16 protein-coding genes are annotated in these 21,945 nt (G+C 32.9%); 14 read left to right on the top strand and 2 right to left on the bottom strand.

The features are described from left to right. The 8 genes from P3U32_RS08220 (at position 1) to P3U32_RS08185 (ending at position 9,384) form a co-directional block, all read left to right on the top strand. Complete coding sequence (locus tag P3U32_RS08220) at positions 1-1,101, top strand: carbamoyl phosphate synthase small subunit (RefSeq protein ID WP_323702648.1); 1,101 nt, start codon at positions 1-3, stop codon at positions 1,099-1,101. Next, complete coding sequence (gene carB / locus P3U32_RS08215; RefSeq protein ID WP_323702647.1) at positions 1,094-4,267, top strand: carbamoyl-phosphate synthase large subunit; 3,174 nt, start codon at positions 1,094-1,096, stop codon at positions 4,265-4,267. Before P3U32_RS08220 ends, carB begins: the two co-directional genes overlap by 8 nt. Positions 4,268-4,280: 13 nt before the next feature. After that, positions 4,281-5,039 carry a dihydroorotate dehydrogenase electron transfer subunit gene (locus P3U32_RS08210; protein ID WP_323702646.1) on the top strand — a complete coding sequence of 253 codons (759 nt, stop codon included), beginning with the start codon at positions 4,281-4,283 and terminating at the stop codon, positions 5,037-5,039. Beyond that, the gene (locus P3U32_RS08205) at positions 5,036-5,962 is read left to right on the top strand and encodes a dihydroorotate dehydrogenase (RefSeq protein WP_323702645.1); all 927 of its coding nucleotides are present in this window, start codon (positions 5,036-5,038) and stop codon (positions 5,960-5,962) included. The genes P3U32_RS08210 and P3U32_RS08205 overlap by 4 nt, the downstream gene beginning before the upstream one ends. Continuing rightward, a complete protein-coding gene (gene pyrF / locus P3U32_RS08200) occupies positions 5,963-6,655 on the top strand; it encodes an orotidine-5'-phosphate decarboxylase (RefSeq protein ID WP_323702644.1) in 693 nt (230 codons plus the stop codon). It abuts the gene before it with no gap. A gap of 3 nt (positions 6,656-6,658) precedes the next feature. Further along, complete coding sequence (gene pyrE, locus P3U32_RS08195; protein WP_323702643.1) at positions 6,659-7,267, top strand: orotate phosphoribosyltransferase; 609 nt, start codon at positions 6,659-6,661, stop codon at positions 7,265-7,267. Between the two features lie 25 nt (positions 7,268-7,292). Next, positions 7,293-7,571, top strand: coding sequence for a hypothetical protein (locus P3U32_RS08190; RefSeq protein ID WP_323702642.1), 279 nt, complete (start codon positions 7,293-7,295; stop codon positions 7,569-7,571). 211 nt (positions 7,572-7,782) lie between these two features. Continuing rightward, positions 7,783-9,384 (top strand): SLC13 family permease, encoded by a 1,602-nt coding sequence (locus tag P3U32_RS08185; protein ID WP_323702640.1) that lies wholly within the window; start codon positions 7,783-7,785, stop codon positions 9,382-9,384. Positions 9,385-9,983: 599 nt separating this feature from the next. Here the strand turns inward: P3U32_RS08185 and P3U32_RS08180 are convergent. Further along, positions 9,984-11,675 (bottom strand): Rqc2 family fibronectin-binding protein, encoded by a 1,692-nt coding sequence (locus P3U32_RS08180; RefSeq protein WP_323702639.1) that lies wholly within the window; start codon positions 11,673-11,675, stop codon positions 9,984-9,986. Positions 11,676-11,848: 173 nt separating this feature from the next. Here P3U32_RS08180 and gmk point away from each other — a divergent pair, with 173 nt between their 5' ends. From gmk to priA, 4 genes are all read left to right on the top strand, one after another. Beyond that, entirely contained in the window at positions 11,849-12,472 is a 624-nt protein-coding gene (gene gmk, locus P3U32_RS08175) for a guanylate kinase (protein ID WP_323702637.1), read from the top strand. Next, positions 12,472-12,672: a DNA-directed RNA polymerase subunit omega gene (rpoZ, locus tag P3U32_RS08170; protein WP_323702636.1), complete on the top strand. Its 201-nt coding sequence runs from the start codon at positions 12,472-12,474 to the stop codon at positions 12,670-12,672. Before gmk ends, rpoZ begins: the two co-directional genes overlap by 1 nt. Before the next feature lie 159 nt (positions 12,673-12,831). After that, positions 12,832-14,034, top strand: a complete 1,203-nt coding sequence (coaBC, locus tag P3U32_RS08165; RefSeq protein WP_323702635.1) for a bifunctional phosphopantothenoylcysteine decarboxylase/phosphopantothenate--cysteine ligase CoaBC — start codon at positions 12,832-12,834, stop codon at positions 14,032-14,034. Beyond that, complete coding sequence (priA, locus tag P3U32_RS08160; protein WP_323702633.1) at positions 14,031-16,439, top strand: primosomal protein N'; 2,409 nt, start codon at positions 14,031-14,033, stop codon at positions 16,437-16,439. Before coaBC ends, priA begins: the two co-directional genes overlap by 4 nt. Positions 16,440-17,082: 643 nt before the next feature. Here priA and P3U32_RS08155 read toward each other — a convergent pair. Continuing rightward, positions 17,083-17,985 (bottom strand): nuclease-related domain-containing protein, encoded by a 903-nt coding sequence (locus P3U32_RS08155; RefSeq protein ID WP_323702631.1) that lies wholly within the window; start codon positions 17,983-17,985, stop codon positions 17,083-17,085. Positions 17,986-18,210: 225 nt separating this feature from the next. On the opposite strand from P3U32_RS08155, the gene P3U32_RS08150 reads away from it, so the two are divergent. Both P3U32_RS08150 and P3U32_RS08145 read left to right on the top strand, forming a co-directional pair. Further along, the gene (locus P3U32_RS08150) at positions 18,211-19,698 is read left to right on the top strand and encodes a glycosyltransferase (RefSeq protein WP_323702630.1); all 1,488 of its coding nucleotides are present in this window, start codon (positions 18,211-18,213) and stop codon (positions 19,696-19,698) included. 27 nt (positions 19,699-19,725) lie between these two features. Further along, a complete protein-coding gene (locus tag P3U32_RS08145; RefSeq protein ID WP_323702629.1) occupies positions 19,726-21,891 on the top strand; it encodes a bifunctional glycosyltransferase/CDP-glycerol:glycerophosphate glycerophosphotransferase in 2,166 nt (721 codons plus the stop codon). Positions 21,892-21,945 lie beyond the last annotated feature (54 nt).

Genomic DNA, 21,945 nt, shown 5'->3' with positions numbered 1-21,945 from the left:
ATGAGAAATAAAAGATACTTAGTTTTAGAAGATGGAACGACTTATAAAGGATATGCATTAGGTTCAGATAACTTAACAGCAGGTGAAATTGTATTTAATACAGCAATGACAGGATATCAAGAAACGATTTCAGATCCTTCTTATACAGGTCAAATTATTACATTTACTTATCCTTTAATAGGTAACTACGGTATAAATAGAGATGACTTTGAGTCATTAAGACCAACTTTAAATGGTGTAGTTGTGAGAGAAGCATGTGACTATCCAAGTAATTTTAGAAAAAGTAAATCATTAGATGAAACTTTAAAATTCTATGATATCCCTGGTATTTCAGGCGTAGATACAAGAAATTTAACACGTAAAATCAGAAAATTCGGAGTCCTTAAAGCAGGATTTGCTCAAAGTGAAGCAGATATTCCACAAGTAATCGAGAAATTAAAATCAGGTTCATTTAGAACAGATGAAGTAGACCAAGTTTCATCCGTAAGACCATATATCTCTACTGGTGATGGTTACAAAGTTGTTCTCATAGATTATGGTAAGAAAGAAAATATTATTAGAGAATTAAATAGAAGAGGTTGTGACGTTACAGTTGTACCTTATCAAACAACTATCGAAGAAATTATGAATATTTCTCCTGATGGAATTATGGTTTCAAATGGACCAGGTAACCCAGAAAGTGTACAAGATACAATTGAAACAATTAAAGAAGTAGTAGGTAAAATTCCTTTCTTCGGTATTTGTTTAGGACATCAACTCTTTGCATTATCTCAAGGAGCTACTTCATACAAAATGAAGTTTGGACATAGAGGTGCGAACCACCCAGTTCAAAATTTAGCGACTGGCAAAGTGGATTTAACAAGTCAAAATCATGGTTATGCCATTGACGAAGCATCGATTGAACAAACAGATTTAGAAATCACACATATCGCATTAAATGATCGTTCTATTGAAGGATTGAAGCACAAGACATTCCCAGCATTTTCAGTACAATATCATCCAGAAGCTTCACCAGGTCCACATGATTCAAATTATTTATTTGATGAATTCATTGAAATGATTAAACTACATAAAGAGAAGGAGCGTACAATCAATGCCTAAACAAACAGATATTAAATCCATACTAGTAATCGGGTCAGGTCCTATCATCATTGGTCAAGCTGCAGAATTTGATTATGCAGGTACACAAGCTTGTCTAGCTTTAAAAGAAGAAGGATATAGAGTCATACTTGTAAACTCAAATCCAGCAACAATTATGACAGATACAGAAATAGCGGACACAGTATATATCGAACCGTTAACTTTAGATTTTGTTAGTCGTATTATACGTAAAGAACAGCCAGACGCATTGTTGCCGACATTAGGTGGACAAACTGGTTTGAATATGGCGATTGAATTGCATGAAGCAGGTGTTCTTGAAGAAAATAACGTTCGATTATTAGGAACACAACTATCATCAATTGAACAAGCAGAAGATAGAGACTTGTTTAGAAATTTAATGAACGAATTAAATGAACCTGTACCTGAAAGTGATATTGTAAATGATCTTGAAGGTGCCTTAGCATTCGCGAATCAAATTGGCTATCCTTTAATTGTTCGACCAGCATTTACTATGGGTGGTACTGGTGGTGGTATCTGTAAAGATGAAAAAGAACTTAGAGAAGTTGTTCAAAATGGATTGAAATATAGTCCAGTAACACAATGTTTATTAGAAAAATCTATCGCAGGATATAAAGAGATTGAATATGAAGTAATGCGTGATAAAAATGATAACGCAATTGTTGTATGTAACATGGAGAATATTGATCCGGTCGGAATACACACTGGAGATTCAATTGTTGTAGCACCGAGCCAAACGCTATCTGATGTTGAATATCAAATGTTAAGAGACGTATCATTAAAAATTATAAGAGCATTGAAAATCGAAGGTGGCTGTAATGTTCAACTTGCATTAGATCCTCATTCATTTGACTATTATATTATTGAAGTAAATCCTCGTGTATCACGTTCATCTGCACTTGCTTCAAAAGCAACAGGTTATCCTATTGCTAAATTAGCAGCAAAAATTGCGGTTGGAATGACATTAGATGAAATGTTAAATCCAGTTACAGGTACATCATACGCTGCATTTGAACCAGCATTAGATTATGTCGTATCTAAAATTCCAAGATTCCCATTTGATAAGTTTGAAAAAGGTGAACGTCAATTAGGCACGCAAATGAAAGCAACTGGGGAAGTAATGGCAATTGGTAGAACATATGAAGAATCACTTCTAAAAGCAATCCGTTCACTTGAATATGGTGTCCATCATTTAGGATTGCCAAACGGTGATGAATTCGAGTTAGATTTCATTGTAGATAGAATTAAAGAACAAGATGACGAACGATTATTCTTTATTGGTGAAGCGATTAGACGAGGGACTTCACTTGAAGAAATCCATGAATTAACGGAAATTGATTACTTCTTCTTAAATAAATTCAAACATATTATTGAAATCGAACATGATTTGAAAGAGAACAAAGGTAACTTAGACATGTTGCTATGGGCTAAACAATATGGATTTAGTGATAGAGTGATTGCACATAGATGGGAACTTTCAGAACGTGAAGTTTATGATTTAAGACAGCAACATAATATTAACCCAGTTTATAAAACGGTTGATACATGTGCAGCAGAATTTGAATCTGAAACACCATACTTCTACGGTACTTATGAAGAAGAAAACGAATCAATCGTGTCAGAAAAAGAAAAAATCATTGTTCTTGGATCTGGACCAATCAGAATTGGACAAGGTGTAGAGTTTGACTATGCCACGGTTCATGCAGTTTGGGCGATACAAGAAGCGGGTTATGAAGCAATTATTATCAATAATAACCCTGAAACAGTTTCTACAGATTTTTCAATATCAGATAAATTATACTTTGAACCATTAACTGAAGAAGATGTTATGAGCATTATTAATCTGGAACAACCTAAAGGCGTAGTAGTTCAATTCGGTGGTCAAACAGCGATTAACTTAGCAGATAAGATTTCTGAAAAAGGCGTAAAAATTCTTGGTACAAGTTTAGAAGATTTAAATAGAGCTGAAGATAGAAAAGAATTCGAAGCTTTATTACAAAAAATTGACGTACCACAACCACTAGGGAAAACAGCGACTTCTGTACAAGAAGCAATCGATAATGCCAATACAATTGGATATCCAGTTGTTGTGAGACCATCTTACGTACTAGGTGGACGTGCAATGGAAATTGTTTATGCTGAAGCAGAACTACGCAATTACATGGAACAAGCTGTTAAAGCAAGTCCTGAACATCCAGTATTAATTGACCGTTATTTAACAGGTAAAGAAATTGAAGTGGATGCAATATCAGATGGTGAAACAGTAGTGATTCCTGGAATTATGGAACATATTGAAAGAGCCGGTGTACACTCTGGTGACTCAATAGCTGTATATCCGCCACAAACATTAACTGACGAAGAGATTGATATGTTAGTAGATTACACGACTAAATTAGCTAAAGGATTAAACATTATCGGATTAATCAATATCCAATTCGTACTTTCAAAAGGTGATGTGTTTGTACTTGAAGTGAACCCTAGAGCAAGTAGAACGGTTCCATTCTTAAGTAAAATCACAGATATCCCAATGGCTAAAATTGCGACAAAAGCAATTACAAGTATCTCATTAAAAGATCAAGGCTATGAAAGTGGTTTAGTATCTTATAAAGAAGGCGTTTATGTTAAAGCACCGGTCTTCAGTTTTAATAAATTGAAAAATGTTGATATCACATTAGGACCTGAAATGAAATCAACAGGTGAAGTAATGGGTAAAGATAGTACACTTGAAAAAGCACTTTATAAAGCCTTAACAGCAAGCGGATTAAAAGTACAAGACCAAGGTACAGCATTATTTACAGTTAGTGATAAAGATAAATCCGAAGCAATGAATATTGCTAAGCGATTCCATGAAATTGGATACCGCATATTTGCAACTGAAGGTACTGCTAATTACTTTAAAGAAAATCAAATACCTGTAAACACTGTTGGCAAAATCGGTGGAGAACATGACTTGCTTTCAGTTATTCAAAAAGGTGAAGTACAACTTGTTGTCAATACAATGACGAAGGGTAAACTTTACGACCGAGATGGCTTCCAAATTAGAAGAGAATCAGTTGAAAATGGTATTCCTTGTTTAACATCACTTGATACAGCAAATGCTTTAGCTGATGTAATTGAAAGTATGACATTTAGAACTGATCAAATGTAAAGGGAGGATTAAGATGTCCAAATTAATGACAGTTGTTTCAAATAAACAAATCGCAGACGCAATCTTTGAATTAAAAGTACAAGGCGAGCTTACTAATAATATGAAAATGCCTGGACAATTTGTCCATATAAAAGCTGGAACAGGAACAGAACATATGTTAAGACGACCAATTTCTATATGTGAAGTCGATCGTGAGACTCAAACTTTTACGATGCTTTTCAGAAGAGAAGGACTTGGAACTGAAATGATATCTCAATTAAAAGCTGGGGATTCCATTGATATTATTGCACCTTTAGGAAATGGTTTTCCTGTTGAAGAAGCACAGGATACAGCATTATTAGTTGGAGGCGGAATTGGTGTACCACCATTGTATGAGTTATCTAAACAACTCAATAAAAAAGGAATAAAAACTATACATGTATTAGGTTTCCAAAGTGCCAAAGATGCATTTTATGTGAAAGAATTCGAAGCATTAGGTGAAACTTATGTTGCAACAGTTGATGGTAGTTTAGGTACAAAAGGATTTGTTACGACTGTTATTGATGAATTATCAACACCCTTTGACATTTTTTATAGCTGTGGTCCAAAAGCTATGCTTAAAGCCCTTACTGAACAATTGAGTGAAGTAAGAGGCTACATCTCTTTGGAAGAACGTATGGGATGTGGAATTGGTGCATGCTATGCATGTGTTTGTCATACAAATGAAGATAATGGTTATGTTAAAGTCTGTACCGACGGACCAGTATTTGAAAAAGGAGCTGTCATAATATGAATCGATTAAATATCACGCTTCCGGGTTTAAACTTAAAAAATCCAGTTATGCCAGCAAGTGGGTGCTTTGCATTCGGTAAAGAATTTAGTCAATTTTATGATTTATCTGAGCTTGGTGCAATTATGATCAAAGCAGCTACACAAAATGAAAGATATGGTAATGAAGCACCACGTGTTGCCGAAACAGCGAGCGGAATGATTAATGCAATAGGACTTCAAAATCCAGGCGTACACCATATAATTGAACACGAACTCAAATATTTAGAACAATTTGATGTACCTATTATTGCAAATGTTGCCGGTTCAACTGAGGAAGAATATGTTTACGTTGCTGAACATATTTCTAAATCACCAAATGTTCATGCATTAGAATTAAATATTTCATGCCCAAATGTTAAAGAGGGCGGTATTCAATTTGGTACAGTTCCTGAAGTAGCACGCGAATTAACTAGAAAAGTTAAATCTGTGTCAGAAGTGCCAGTGTATGTGAAATTATCACCTAATGTAACTAATATTGTCGAAATGGCAAAAGCAATAGCAGAATATGCAGATGGTATTACAATGATTAACACACTTGTTGGTTTAAGAATAAATGAGAAAACAGGTAAACCAATTATTAGTAATGTTATAGGTGGTCTGAGTGGACCAGCTGTTAAACCAGTTGCATTAAGAATGGTTTATGAAGTGAGTCAGCAAGTTGATATACCAATCATTGCAATGGGTGGTGTACGAACTGCTCAAGACGTTATTGATTATATTTCAGTAGGTGCAGATGCTGTTGCTGTAGGTACAGCTAACTTCGAAAATCCAACAGTATGTAAAGACATCATTGATGAATTACCTGGATTATTAGATCAATTAGGAGTTGACCACATTTTAGAACTTAAAGGTCGTACGTATAAACAAGAAGGAGCCATAAAATAAATGAAAAACACACCAATTATTGCATTAGACTTTGCAACATTAGAAGAAGTAGAGCAATTTCTGAATTTATTTGATGAACCACTTTTTGTTAAAATTGGAATGGAATTATACTTACAAAACGGCCCTGAAACAATAAAAATGGTCAAAGAAAAAGGGCACGATCTATTTTTAGACTTAAAATTGCATGATATACCAAATACAGTAAAAGGTGCATTAAAAGGATTAGGTAAATTTGATATTGATTTAATTAATGTACATGCAGCTGGTGGTATACAAATGATGCAAGCTGGATTAGAAGGTTTAAGGTCTTCTAATCCTAATGCTAAATTGATTGCCGTAACACAATTAACATCGACAACAGAAGCACAAATGAGAAGCGAACAAAATATTCAAAGTTCCATCGAAGACGCTGTGATTCATTATGCTGAAATAGCAAAACAAGCTGAATTGGATGGTGTCGTTTGTTCGCCACTTGAATCACAATTGATAACTGAACATATTGGAAATGATTTCTTAAAAGTGACGCCGGGCATTCGACTAGAATCTGATAAGACGCATGATCAACAAAGAGTAACAACGCCTGAAGATGCAAAAAAATTAGGTTCTACACATATCGTCGTAGGTCGTTCTATAACACAACATGAAGATCCAGTAGCAAGATATCATGAAATATTAAGAAGATGGAAGGGATAAAATATGACACAAAATATTGCACAATCATTATTAGAAATTAAAGCTGTAACACTATCACCAGAAGATCCATATACTTGGAGTTCAGGAATAAAATCACCTATTTATTGTGATAACCGTGTGACATTAGCATATCCAGAAATTAGAGAAAATATTTATAAAAATTTAATTAAATTAATCGAGCAACATGCACCTGACGCTGAAATCATTTCAGGAACTGCTACTGCAGGTATTCCACACGCAGCATTTATCGCTGATGAGCTACGCTTGCCAATGAGTTATGTCCGTTCAAAGAGTAAAGGTCACGGTAAAGGGAACCAAATCGAAGGTGCTTCAAGTAAAGGGAAAAAAGTAGTTGTAATAGAAGACTTAATCTCTACTGGTGGTTCTTCAATTAATGCAGTAGAAGCTTTAATTGAAGATGGTGCTGAAGTTTTAGGCGTATTTGCAATATTTACGTATGGTATTAATAAAGCAGAACAAGCATTTAATCAAATGGAAATACCTTTCTATACATTATCAAATTATGATGAATTGATTACGGTTGCAGAAGAAAAAGGATATATCGAAAATAAAGATATAAAAACTTTAAAAGACTGGAAAGATACTTTATAATAAAGTCAAGAAAAGGGGGGTCTTTATGGGAAACCAACATCGATTATCTGCAGAAGAACAAAATGAGCAGATACAAAAATGGGGACATATTAATGATTTTCTAAAAAAAGATACTAACCAATCAGCTGACTTTAATCATTATAAAGTAAGAGATCCACAATCTTTTGAACGTAATGGTTATTCTAATAATACGAATGTAAATCGACAAAGAAGATATGATTTAGACGATAAGAATATATTTAAAAGCATTAAAAAAGAATTAGAGTCAAATGGCTTTTTCGATAACGAAAGAGATGAACATTAATCATACTAAAAAGGCTGGGACATATATGTCCCAGCCTTTTTGTGTAATAGTAAATGATAATTCACTAAATATTACTATAGAAGCTAGCTTTTAAAATTCTAAAAAGAATAAAGAATACACAACCTATATAATAGAATATTCAGAAAATGGTACTACTGTGGTAAAAACTTTGGTAAAATGTAAACGAATACAAATATAAGGGGGTATAAATATGACTAAAAGAGAAGACAAGTTTTCTCAAAAATTGTGGAAAGAGAGTGGCAGGACGAAAGAAATGTTGAAGTTTTTTTCAACTGATGCTCTAAAATCACAAAAGGAACCGAAGCCTGAACCTGAATTGAAAGCTTATAACACGGCTCAATTAATCGGGTTGATTTTAGGACCATTATTATTTATATGTGTCTTATTATTCTTTAATGCTGAAGGTTTAAGTCAAAAAGGGGTTTATGTTTTAGCAGCGACACTTTGGGTTGCAGTTTGGTGGATCACTGAAGCAATACCTATTCCGGCAACAAGTTTAATGCCTTTATTCTTATTTCCATTAGGCGGGATTATGGATAGTGCGACTGTTTCAAGTGCATATGGTGATGATATTATTTTCTTATTCTTAGGAGGATTTATTATCGCAATTGCAATGGAAAGATGGAATTTACATACGAGAATCGCATTAGTCATTATAAAAAGTATTGGTACAAGTACGGGTCGTATATTATTAGGTTTTATGGTTGCGACAGGTGCATTATCAATGTTCGTTTCAAATACAGCGGCTGTTATGATTATGATTCCTATCGGTATGGCAATTATTAAAGAAGCACACGAATTAACTGTCAAAGATAATGAGAAACATAGTCTGACACAATTCGAAAAATCACTCGTATTAGGTATTGGATATGCAGGTACAATAGGTGGGCTAGGTACGTTAATCGGAACACCACCTTTAATCATCTTAAAAGGTCAATACGAAAAGATATTTGGTGAAGAAATTGGCTTTGGACAATGGATGGTTATGGGTGTACCATCCGTTATTATATTACTGGCGATTACTTGGGCATATTTAAATTTCATGAAATTTAAGCACGATATGAAGGAATTACCTGGTGGTAAAGAAATTATTACGAAAGAATTAAAAGCATTAGGTAAAACAACATACGAAGAAAAAGTTGTATTTACATTATTCTGTTTAGCAGCATTTTTATGGGTATCTCGAGAGTTCTTATTAACGCAACTGCCATTTACAGAGTTGGTTAAAGATGGAACAATATCCATGTTTATTACTGTAATCCTATTCTTAATTCCTGCTAAAAGAAAATTTGCAAGAATATTAGATTGGTCAATAGCAAAGGATTTACCTTGGGGGATTTTATTACTGTTTGGTGGAGGATTAGCGGTAGCGTCAGCCATTACAGAAAGTGGATTAGATAAATGGATGGGGAAACAAATTTCAGGTTTAGATGGTGTGAATGTCATCTTAATCATCTTTATCGTTACGATGTTTGTTCTATTCTTAACAGAAATTACATCTAATACTGCGACAGCAACTATGATATTACCGATCCTAGCAACAATTGCAGTTGGTATTCATGTGCATCCATTAGCATTAATGATTCCAGCAGCAATGGCGGCAAACTGTGCATTTATGTTACCAGTAGGAACACCGCCAAATGCGATAGTGTTCGGTACAGAGAAAGTAACCATACGAGAAATGGCGACGGCTGGTTTTTGGTTAAACCTTATCAGTTGTGTTATCATCGTCGCGTTTGTTTGGTTCCTTGTACCATGGTTGTTCGGCATTGATTTAATCGCAACAAAATAAATAAATTAATAGTAAATATATAGAAAAAGCGTATGAAATTTTATTATAGTGATAAAATTTCATACGCTTGTTTTGTTTATAGAAAGAAATAACGAACTAACGAGATTGTTTTTGCAGACTATCTCGTTAGAAATTCTAAAAAGATTGTTTTCTAGAACTATCTCATTAGCGCTATGTTTTCTTATTTTTTGTATATTATTCATGCTTTTTAGATGTCTATTTACCGTCTAACGAGATTGTTTTCGCAGACTATCTCGTTAGAAATTCTAAAAAGATTGTTTCTTAGAACTATCTCGTTAGCGCTATGTTTTCTTATTTTTTGTATATTATTCATGCTTTTTAGATGTCTATTTACCGTCTAACGAGATTGTTTTCGCAGACTATCTCGTTAGAATTTCTAAAAAGATTGTTTCTTAGAACTATCTCGTTAGCGCTATGTTTTCTTATTTTTTGTATATTATTCGTGCTTTTTAGATGTCCATTTACCGTCTAACGAGATTGTTTTTGCAGACTATCACGTTAGAGCGTAAAAAATGCCTGCAAAGATTTAGTCTTTGCAGGCACTCTTAACTGGAACAGCATTTATATTTTAGTTTTGTTTATTTTTTTAATAATCGTTTAATGTCGTCATAATCAGTCGTAACATAAAGTGTTGTTTGACTATCATAAGTCACAAACCCAGGTTTTGCACCACTTGGTTTATGAACATGTTTAATTGTTGTGTAATCTACTGGAATTTGTCCAGACTGACTTGCTTTTGAATAGTATGCAGCAATCATTGCCGCTTCTTCAATAGTAGTTTGAGTCGGATTGTCTTCTTGTATAACAACATGTGATCCTGGGATATCTTTCGTATGGAACCATAGTTGATGATTTCTTGAAGCTTTATGTGTTAAATAATCATTTTGTTTATTATTTTTCCCAACTAATATCGTTTGTCCATCAGAAGAGACGAAAGTTGATAATGTGATTTTATTAGATTTTTTCTTTTTATTATTTTTACGTTTTTTAACGAAGCCTTGCTCTTCAAGCTCTTCACGCATATCATCGATGTCTTCTACAGATATATGTGCAAGCTGTTGTTCTAACGATTCAAAATACAATATATTCGATTGAGTGAGAGATATTTGTTTTTCTAATTCTATTTCTCTCGTCTTAAGTCGATTATATTGTTTGTAATAGTATTGCGCGTTCATCGATGGTGATTTAGTAGGGTTTAAAGGTATAGATATTGGTTCATTATTATAATAATTGATTGTCTCTAATGTTTTATCACCTTGTTTAATTTGATACATATTCGCTGTGATCAATTCACCATAAAGCTGTTGTTCATCTTTTGTACGTGCAGCTTCTTTTTCGTTAATAAGTTTTTCTAATTTATGTCGATTTTTTTGTAAATGTTGATCGACAATTTTAACTAAATCAAGTGCGCGTTGTTTCACGCGTTCTCTTTCTCCGCGTGATTCGTAAAAACGGTCTAAGCATTCATGTAAAGTTTCGTATTCAGTATAATCTTGACCATAACTATGCAATGGCATGAAATAGAAGATTTCTTTACCTGTTGAATCATCTGTATAAATGACAGGTTGTGTTTTGTGTTTTACTTCTTCCATGACTTCATTAAATGATTCAACTAAAGTTGTTTGATTCATAAATGGTCTTCTAGATACGATTTCTTTCGTGATAAGCGGGCTGAATCCTTCAAACTGTTGTAGTAACTGACGATCAATTTTACCTGAATTGTAATCAATGTAAGTGTTGATATCATCCACTTCAAAAGGATTAAGTTTCTTCACAGTAGGTGGATATTCATATTTAAACCCGGGCATAATTGTACGTGCTGTATTTGTATTAGGTGTATGGTGTTTGAAACCATCGATGATTTTACGGTCTTCATCAATTAAAATAATGTTACTATGTCTACCCATGATTTCTAAAACGATTGTTCGTTTTCTTAAATCACCAATTTCATCTCTTGAATGAACATCTATTTCTACCAATCTATCATTGCCAATTTGTTGAATGTTTTGAACAATACCGCCGTCTAAATGTTTTCTTAATACTCTTAGAAACATTGGAGGATCGAAAGGATTATCAAATTTTTCAGCAGTTAAATGAAATCGACTGAAATTAGCATGTGTAGATAATAAAAGTTGTTTATTCTTTCTTTCACTTCTAATTGTTAAAATAATTGTATCTGAACTTGGTTCAGAAATTTTATGAATACGCCCTGTAACGAGCGACTGTATATCTTCTACGATCTTTCTTGTAAATAAGCCATCAAAAGCCATAAGTTTTCACACCTTTTTCAAAAGTCAATTTATTGTAACATGTAAGGCATTAAATGAGTATATTTCTGTTTAAAGTTTAGAGACACTCTAGCCACAGAGAAATAAAATATGGTAAGATATAAAAAACAAAATGATAATAAATCGTTAGTATTCATTAGGAAAGGTCGTTTGACATGAACATTGAAAAAGGGTTACTGATTGTGCTCTCTGGACCGTCTGGAGTGGGTAAAGGAACTGTACGAAAATCAATATTCGATGATCCAAGTACGGATTTTAAATATTCTATCTCTATGACGACTAGAAAAAAGCGCGAAGGAGAGACAGATGGTGTTGATTATTTCTTCAAATCAAGAGAAGCATTTGAAGCTTTAATTGCCGATGATCAATTTATAGAGTATGCTGAATATGTTGGTAATTATTATGGAACACCCGTGCAATATGTAAGAGATACGATGGATAAAGGATATGATGTATTTTTAGAAATTGAAGTTGAAGGTGCGAAACAAGTAAGGAAGAAATTCCCTGATGCGCTTTTCATTTTCTTAGCACCACCAAGTTTAGAGCATTTGAAAGAGAGACTTGTTGGACGTGGTACTGAATCAGATGAAATTATCCAAAACCGTATTTTTGAAGCGCGTAAAGAAGTTGAAATGATGAATCTTTACGATTATGTTGTTGTGAACGATGAGGTTGAATTAGCGAAAGCACGTATACAATCAATAGTTGAAGCAGAACATTTAAAGAGAGAACGTGTTGAAGCACGATATAGAAAAATGATATTGGAGGCAAAAAAATAATGTTATATCCACCACAAAATGAATTAAAAGACAGTATTAATTCTAAATATTTAGTTGTTACTACTGCAGCTAAAAGAGCGCGCGAATTACAAGAAAACCCTGAAAGTTTATTGTTAGACGAATACCGTTCATTAAAAAATGTAGGTCAAGCACTTGAAGAGATTGCGGCACACAAAGTGTATGCAAAATTAGAAGACTAATCATTCGTATATAAAAAGACCTTTTATGTTTGGGAAACTTAACCAATCATAAAAGGTCTTTTTATTTTGTTTAAACAACGTTTGTTTCATGACAGTCTATTTTAAAGAATGTATAATATAAACTAAGATTAAGAAATGAGTTATCGGAGGATTACATAAATGAAGAATATACTTCTAGCTGTAACGGGTGGAATAGCAGCCTATAAAGCGATTGATTTGACGAGCAAATTAACACAAAACGGATATGACGTACGTGTCATGCTGACGGAACATGCACAACAATTTGTTACACCGTTAGCATTTCAAGCAATCAGTCGTAACGAGGTATACACAGATACCTTTGATGAAAAAGATGTAAGAGAAATACAGCACATTACACTTGCTGATTGGGCAGATGCAGTAGTTGTAGCACCAGCAACGGCTAATACGATTAGTAAGTTGGCGAATGGTATTGCAGATAATATGGTGACATCAACACTATTAGCTACAACAGCACCTGTATTTATAGCGCCAGCGATGAATGTGCATATGCTAGAACATCCATCGATTGTGGAGAACATGTCTCGTTTGAGAACTTATGGATACAAATTCATTGCGCCTGGTGAGGGTTATTTAGCATGTGGTTATGTTGCTAAAGGACGTATGGAAGAACCACTCACTATTAAAACCATTATTGATGATTATTTTAATGAACAAACACATCCTGAAACATTTTCTTTACAAGGTAAAAATGTCCTCGTAACAGCTGGACCAACTGTAGAGAAAGTAGATGCAGTAAGGTATTTTACAAACCGTTCAAGTGGTAAGATGGGCTATGCACTTGCTGAAGCGGCTAGAAATTTAGGCGCGAACGTCATTCTTGTAAGTGGGGAAACGAATTTGCCACAACCACAAGGCTTAACATTTATTCAAGTGACAAGTGCTGAAGATATGTTCCAAGCAGTGAAAACACATATGAACGATATGGATATGATCATTAAAGCTGCTGCGGTAGCTGATTATACGCCAATAGAAACGTTTAATAATAAAATGAAGAAAAAAGAAGGTAATTTAGAACTGACCTTTAAGAGAACGACAGATATTCTTAAATATTTAGGTGACCATAAAGATAAACAATATTTAGTAGGATTTGCTGCTGAAACGGATAATGTAGAAACGTATGCGATGGGTAAATTAAAAAAGAAAAATGCAGATGTTATTATAGCCAATCATGTTGCTAATCAAGAAATAGGATTTAGATCATCAGATAACGAAGTCGAGCTCTTCTTCGCAAATGGTGAACGTGTACCTTTAGCTAAAGAAACAAAACAGAAAATTGCTTTTAAAATATTAAATGAAATTACTAGTAGGTGGGAAGCTTGATAGCTAAAGTTGTAGTCGACATACCTGTCAAAAATGTTGATAAGATATTTGATTATACAATCCCGAACGATATTGTAGATGTTGTTAAAGTCGGTGTAAGAGTCGAAGTACCTTTCGGGCCACGTAAAATTCAAGGTTTCGTCATCGACATTGGTGAGCATAAATCAAGTGATATTGATGATTCGAAACTTCGACCACTCATTAGCGTTAAAGATTTTAAACCAGAATTGACTGCTGAACTCATTGAACTTAGCGAATGGATGTCGAATTTTCATTTAGCACGAAGAATTGCAGCGTTAGAAATCATGTTGCCAGCTGCTATTAAAGCTAAATATCAAAAGGTTTATCAAATCAATGATGCAGAAGGTTTACCAGCCGTACTGTTAAATTATTTTAATAGTGAAGGGTTGTTAACTTTTGATCAAGCACAAAAATTAAAAATTGTATCGGAACTAGAAAGTTATGTTAAATCAGAAGTTTTAATAAAAGATACAATTGTTGGGCAACAATTAACGAGAAAATACGCAACTTGTGTACGACTTTGTGTGACCGATCGATTGGATGAAGTGATTGATTCACTGAAAAAAATGCATAAACAATTGGATATTGTTAATTATCTTATAGAACATAGACGTGAAGATGTATTATTAAAAACGTTAAAAGAAGAAGGCTTTTCAGTTTCTAGTATTAACACTTTAGCGAAAAATGGTGTCATAGAAAAATATGATGCAGTTGTACAAAGAGATCCTTATGAACATAGAATATTTGAAAAAGAAAATAACAAAGCGTTAACTGAAGCACAACATGATGCTTATTCACAAATTGATGAAGCGGTTCAAGCAAACGAATCAAAAACGTTTTTATTACATGGTGTAACGGGTTCTGGTAAAACAGAAGTTTATTTACAGACGATAGAAAAAGTATTACAAAAAGGTGAGCAAGCGATCATGCTTGTTCCTGAAATTGCATTGACGCCACAAATGGTTAATCGATTTAAAGCGAGATTCGGTGATGAAGTAGCAGTGCTTCATTCAGGTCTTTCTAAAGGTGAAAAATATGATGAATGGCAGAAGATTAGAGATGGTAAAGCCAGTGTTTCAGTAGGGGCACGATCAAGTATTTTTGCGCCATTTGAAAAGCTTGGCCTTATCATTATTGATGAAGAGCATGAAGCAACGTACAAACAAGAAGATTATCCAAGATATCATGCAAGAGAAATTGCAATATGGAGAAGTGAATATCATAAATGTCCAGTCGTACTTGGTTCTGCGACACCAAGTTTAGAGACTTTTGCTAGAGCAGAAAAGAACGTATATCAATATTTAGGGCTACCTGAACGTGTGAATCAGCAGAAAATGCCTGAAATAGAATTAATAGATATGAGAGAAGAATTGAAAGATGGTAACCGTTCAATGTTCTCAAATAGTTTATCTGAAGCGATTCAAGAAAGAATTAATAAAGGCGAACAAGTTGTATTATTCTTAAATAGACGTGGACATTCATCCTTTGTATTATGCAGAGATTGCGGACATGTACCGCAATGTCCAAACTGTGATATTTCACTCACGTATCATAAAACTACAGATGATTTAAAATGTCATTACTGTGGTTACAGTGAACAAATGCCACAATTATGCCCAAGTTGTGAAAGTGAACATATTAGACAAATGGGTGTTGGGACACAAAAAGTAGAAGAATTAATATATGAAACTTTTGAAAATGCGAAAGTAATCAGAATGGATGTTGATACTACATCTAGGAAAGGTGCGCATGAACGATTGTTAACGGCATTTGGCAATCAAGAAGCGAATATATTGTTAGGAACACAGATGATAGCGAAAGGATTAGATTTTGAGAACATTACGCTTGTTGGTGTACTCAATGCAGATACAATGTTAAATTTACCTGATTTTAGATCAAGTGAGAAGACATTCCAGTTACTGACACAAGTAGCTGGCCGTGCTGGAAGACATGAGAAGCAAGGTGAAGTAATGATTCAAACTTATAATCCAGACCATTATGCGATATTAGATGTTACGAAGAATGATTATTTATCATTTTATCAAAAAGAAATGAAATTTAGGCAGATAGGTAAGTATCCACCTTATTATTATCTCGTGAATTTAACAATCAGTCATGTTGATAAACGAAAAGTATTAAAAGCATCTAAGCATATTCATGGCATACTCGTGCAACATCTATCAACACAATCATTTGTATTAGGGCCATCGCCAAGTCCATTAGCAAGAATCAACAATCAACATCGATTTCAAATACTCATTAAATTTAAAAATGAACCTGAGTTGTTAACAGCGTTAAAATATTTAGATGACTATTATCACGAACAATATTTAAAAGATAAACTCAGTTTAGAAATAGATATAAATCCACAAATACTAATGTAAATATGAGATGAGGCTGGGACATTAATAATGTCTCGGCCTCTTTTAGTATCTTGGCAGTAGATGACTGAGTTAAAAAATGCGCTTGTATCAAGCTTTTTTTAACTCTAGTCATCCTTGCTGGGGCGGGACTACGAAATCTTTTTTATATAAATAAGATTTCTGTCCCGCTCCCATTTTTTATGGCGTTTGTATCGGTGTATTGAGGTGGTAGGTTGAGTGAGGGGTGTCGTAATTAGCAAGAATGAGTAAACGTGCAAATAAGGGTGCCCATATTAGCAAGAATGAGCAAACATGCAAATAAGGGTGCCCATATTAGCAAGAGTGAGTGAACGTGCAAATAAAGGTGTCGTTATTAGCAAGACTGAGCAAACGTGCAAATAAGGGTGTCGTTATTAGCAAGAATGAGTGAACGTGCAAGTAAGGGTGTCGTAATTAGCAAGAATGAGTAAACGTGCAAATAAGGGTGCCCATATTAGCAAGAATGAGTGAACGTGCAAATAAGGGTGTCGTTATTAGCAAGAATGAGTGAACGTGCAAATAAAGGTGTCGTTATTAGCAAGAATGAGTGAACGTGCAAATAAAGGTGTCGTTATTAGCAAGACTGAGCAAACGTGCAAGTAAGGGTGTAGCATTTAAACCAATATCAATCTGATTTATTACCATCTAAATAAAAGCGCTGATTTCTATTCGTGTCAGACTGAAAATACTTATTACATACACGTCTGATTGTATGTTCATTTACTGGATAACACCACTTAATGGCTTCTTTCAAAGTAAACGGCGATCTCTTTAAGATTAGCAATTCCTTTAAATTTAATAAGATTAGTTTCTCAGTTTTAGTTTGAGTATGACAATGTGAACAAGTAATGAATTTCTTTTTGTTTATTATCTTTATTGTATGAAACTTCCGACAATGTGGGCATCTGAGTCCAGCCATGTTTAAATCAAAATGTGTAATGATTTCTTTTTGGTAATAGGTTGAATGTCGTTTCGATTGAAGTGTTAGAACATTTAATATGTCTAATGTCTGTTGGGATGTTTTCATTGATAATATAGGAGAAAGTTGATGAAGTTCATGAAACAATATAAGGGAGTTATGGTGTGGCCAGCTGGATGATGGAATAAAATGTGGATTTGTAAATACGATATAACCTTCGATTTCAAGATGATGCCCACACGAATAAAGTAATTGTTGAAGCTCATGTTGGTGCCGTTGCAACTGCAATAATGGAGATTTCACTTCAATACCATAACGATTCTTTAGTACATCGTTTTCAAAGTACCACTCATCACTATAATGTTTGATTTCAAAAATAACTAATTTGTTTGTAGTTGCTACTAAAAAATCAATCTGTACATGATTGTTCGATCCGAATTCAAAATCGTTTAAATAGGATAGTTGTGAAAAGTTATTTAAAAATGCTTTAAAGTAACTTTCGCCATCTATGCCGTTTTGATAAGAAATCAAATCTTTTCGTTGATTTGCAGTTAATAAATATCTCCCTTCTAAAGATAGTAAATAATCGAAATAGTTTTTAGCATCCATAAGCATTTCCTTTCTTAATAAAAATGTAAAATCTCATTTTAAATTGTATGATTTTTTATAATTATTTTCTACATTACATTTTTTATAAACTTCTTATAAAAAACTAAAATCCTTACCTTTAAAGTGTTTTGAATTGAAAAAAATGGATATTAGTAATTGTATAAATTGAAATTTTGTGAAATAAAAATTTGATATATACATAATGAATCATTAGGGGGATTTTTCATGATTTACACGGTTACATCTACGTTGCCAGCCATTCATGGGGGAAGAACGAAGTCGCTTTTGGCTAGAATAAAATTTTTAGAAGAACATTTAAACGAGCAGTCTACAATTATTACAACGAATTACAATCCGCATTATTTATACGTTTATGATGAATTGAAAGAAAGAGGATTGATCTCAGATAATGTGGTTATTGAAAATATATATGATTGGTTATCAGGGAACCAATTGCTAGAAGAGCCGAAAGTTTCGACATGGTTTAAAAAAGATGTAAAGACAACGAAAATAAATATGCCTAGAATGGAAGTTAAATTAAAAAATAACGTTGCTAGATATTATAAAAATGATCAATATTTTATATATAGAAGGTTTTATCATGATAAAAAAGTTGTCGAGTTTGAGGATTATATGTCTCAATTTTCTAAACGAAAATTAGAAAGAAGACAATACACTGAAAAAGGGACATTACATAGAATTATTAATTTCTCACCTATTACATATTATAAAATTTATGAAGAATATTATGATAAAAAAGGAAACATATATTTGAAGAAATATTTTTCAGATTCAAAAGAAAATGCATTACTATACATTTCTTTGTTCAAAGATAATCATCCATATCAATTCTTTAAAACTGAAAGAGAATTATTTACATACTATTATAATCATTTTTTTGAAGATGGAAATGTTGTGTTTTGTGATGCGAGGCTGCTTGATCGAGCACTGTCTGAATGTAATAAATCGTTAAAACGTGTTTTAGTGTTTCATAGTACACACTTTGTTGGAGACAAAACGCGCGGTTCGTATAAATACGCATTAAATAATAGTGAAAAGTTTGAGAAAATGATTACACTTACGGATTATCAAAAAGAAGATATCCATTCTGAATTTGATATTGAAGATAATAAAATCAAGGTCATTCCTCATTTTGTTGATAAAATTAATGACAATGAAGGATTAACTAAAAAGGATCAATTCTGTTATGTTGGTAGAATTGCTGATGAAAAACAAATTGATCATATTCTTCAAGCCTATAGTCAATTTAAAAATAAAGGTTATAGTACGAAACTTAAAATTTATGGTAAAGATAATAACGGCGAGATTCAAGAACTTAAAAAATTATGTACGCAATTAGGTATTGATGAACAAGTTTCATTTGAAGGTTACACTCCAAATCCTCATTTAGTATTCCAAGAATCTATTGCGTCATTTTTGACAAGTAAGTTTGAAGGATTTGGTTTATCAGTGATGGAAAGCATTAATAATGGGTGCCCAGTAATCTCTTATAATATTAAATATGGATCAAGCGAACTTATTGATAACAATAAAAATGGCATCCTTATCGAGCCAAATAATATTAATGAACTTGCAAAAGGAATAGAAATCGCTAGTAATCAACGTATGAAACATGTAAAATTGAATGATAGATATTGTTTGAAATCTGCAATAAATAATTACAAAGAATTATTAAAAGACTTAAAATGCTAACTAAAGCGAAAAATGGAGAGAAATAAATTGAATAAATTATCTATTATCATTACTTACTATAATAATCAAGATTATATTATCGACTGTATTGACAGTATGAAAGCACAAAGAAATCAAGATTTCGATTTAATTATCGTTGATGATGGTTCTACGGATGAATCCACTAAAATATTAGAAGAGCAATTAAAAGATTATGACAAAAAAGTTCAATTCATTAAGTTGGACCAAAATCATGGTCATGCTCATGCACGTAATATTGCATTAGATCACGTTGAAACACCTTATGTGATGTTTGTGGATTCGGATGATATTTTAGCGAGTTATGCAGTGGAGTATTATTTATCTAATGTTAATGGTTTAGATGGATTGATTGCGCCAATACATAAATTCAACCTTAAGATGAATAAGCCTCAATATATTAATAAGAACAAAGTTAGACTTGAATATTATTCACAAAAGTCTAATCCAAATTCTTTCTTAAGAAAAAATTCTGTGTGTAACATTCTTTTTAAGACAGCAATTATAAAAGCGCATCAAATACGTTTTAATGAAGACTTGAAAATTTATATCGATGCTTCATTCGTTTTAGAATACGTAAAATATGTAGAAAGATTTGTCAGAGTATTAGATTTCCCATTCTATTATCGTGGAGAAGTTTATGATCCATTTGAAGGCAGTGCATTAAGTGATCAAGCATTTATTTTAACTTTTGAAGATTATGCAAATAGTTTCTTCGATTCTATGGAAAGAACGAATGACAAGAAAGTACAAAAATTCCTAGTTAATAAAATGAAAAATGAAATTAAAAAGGGATTTGACCCAGCATCAAGAGACATTAAACAAATTTATGCAACGCATGAACAAACGTTAGTTAAAGTGGTTAAGTCTATAAAATGGGATTTATTGAGTGATTCTAAATTACTTTATAATTTAGAAGTACTATTCCTTTCAATGGACTCAGTTGAAAATGCGAAATACATTAATAACTTACGTAATGTAACGAGACATGTTAAAAATATAGTTAAGAAGACAAAATTAAAAAATCGTTCAACATATTACTTAACAGATAAAGAAGAAAAAGTAGATGCCCAAACAATTGTGTTTGAGTCATTTGGTGGTAAAAATTATAGCGATAGCCCTAAATACATTTATGAATATCTTCAAGAACATTATCCTAAATTGAATTGTATCTGGGTATTTAATAATCCAAGACAAAACTCAATTCCAGGTAATGGCGTCAAAGTTAAAAAAGGTTCTAAAGAATACTATGATGCATATTCACAAGCGAAATTCTGGGTAACAAATGCGAGATTGCCACAGTATTTAAATAAAAAAGACAATCAAGTATATATTCAAACTTGGCATGGTACGCCATTGAAGAGATTAGCTAATGATATGAAAGTCGTAAGAATGCCAGGTACGACTACAGCAAACTATAAGAAGAATTTCTATGAAGAAACAAAGAGATGGGACTTCTTAGTATCACCGAACGCGTATTCATCAAATATTTTCAAAACAGCTTTCTGGATGAATGAAGAAAGAACGTGGGAAATTGGCTATCCACGTAATGATGTTTTAGTAAATAGACAAAATGATACGGAATACTTAGAACAAATTAGAAAAGATTTAAATTTACCAGAAGGCAAAAAAGTAATCATGTATGCACCAACGTGGAGAGATGATGAATTTGTTAAGAAGGGTAAATATTTATTTGATCTAAAAATCAATTTAGAAAACCTTCAAAAAGAATTAGGCGATGAATATGTGATTCTGTTAAGAATGCACTATTTAATATCTAATGCACTTAAACTACAAGGATTTGAAGATTTCGCAATTGATGTTTCCAATTATAGTGACATTTCAGAACTATACTTGATTTCAGATGCACTTATTACAGATTATTCTTCTGTAATGTTTGACTTTGGTATTTTGAAACGCCCTCAATACTTCTTTGCATATGATATTGAAAAATATGACAAAGGACTAAGAGGTTTCTACATGGATTACATGAATGATCTACCAGGTGAAATTATTACAGATGAATTTACTTTAGCTGATGAGTTGAAAAAGCTTGATCAACATAAAGTAACTTATAAAGATAAAATTGATCAATTTTACGATAAGTTCTGTTCAATTGAAAAAGGTCAGTCTTCAAAATTTATTGGCGATTATATTAATGACAACGCTAAATAAATGAGATAAAAAGCGACAGGGAATATTCTCTGTCGCTTTTTATAGTGATTTAAG

This window comes from Mammaliicoccus sp. Dog046 (assembly GCF_034039665.1).
Classification (GTDB): domain Bacteria; phylum Bacillota; class Bacilli; order Staphylococcales; family Staphylococcaceae; genus Mammaliicoccus.
This window is presented reverse-complemented; position numbering and strand designations above follow the sequence as displayed.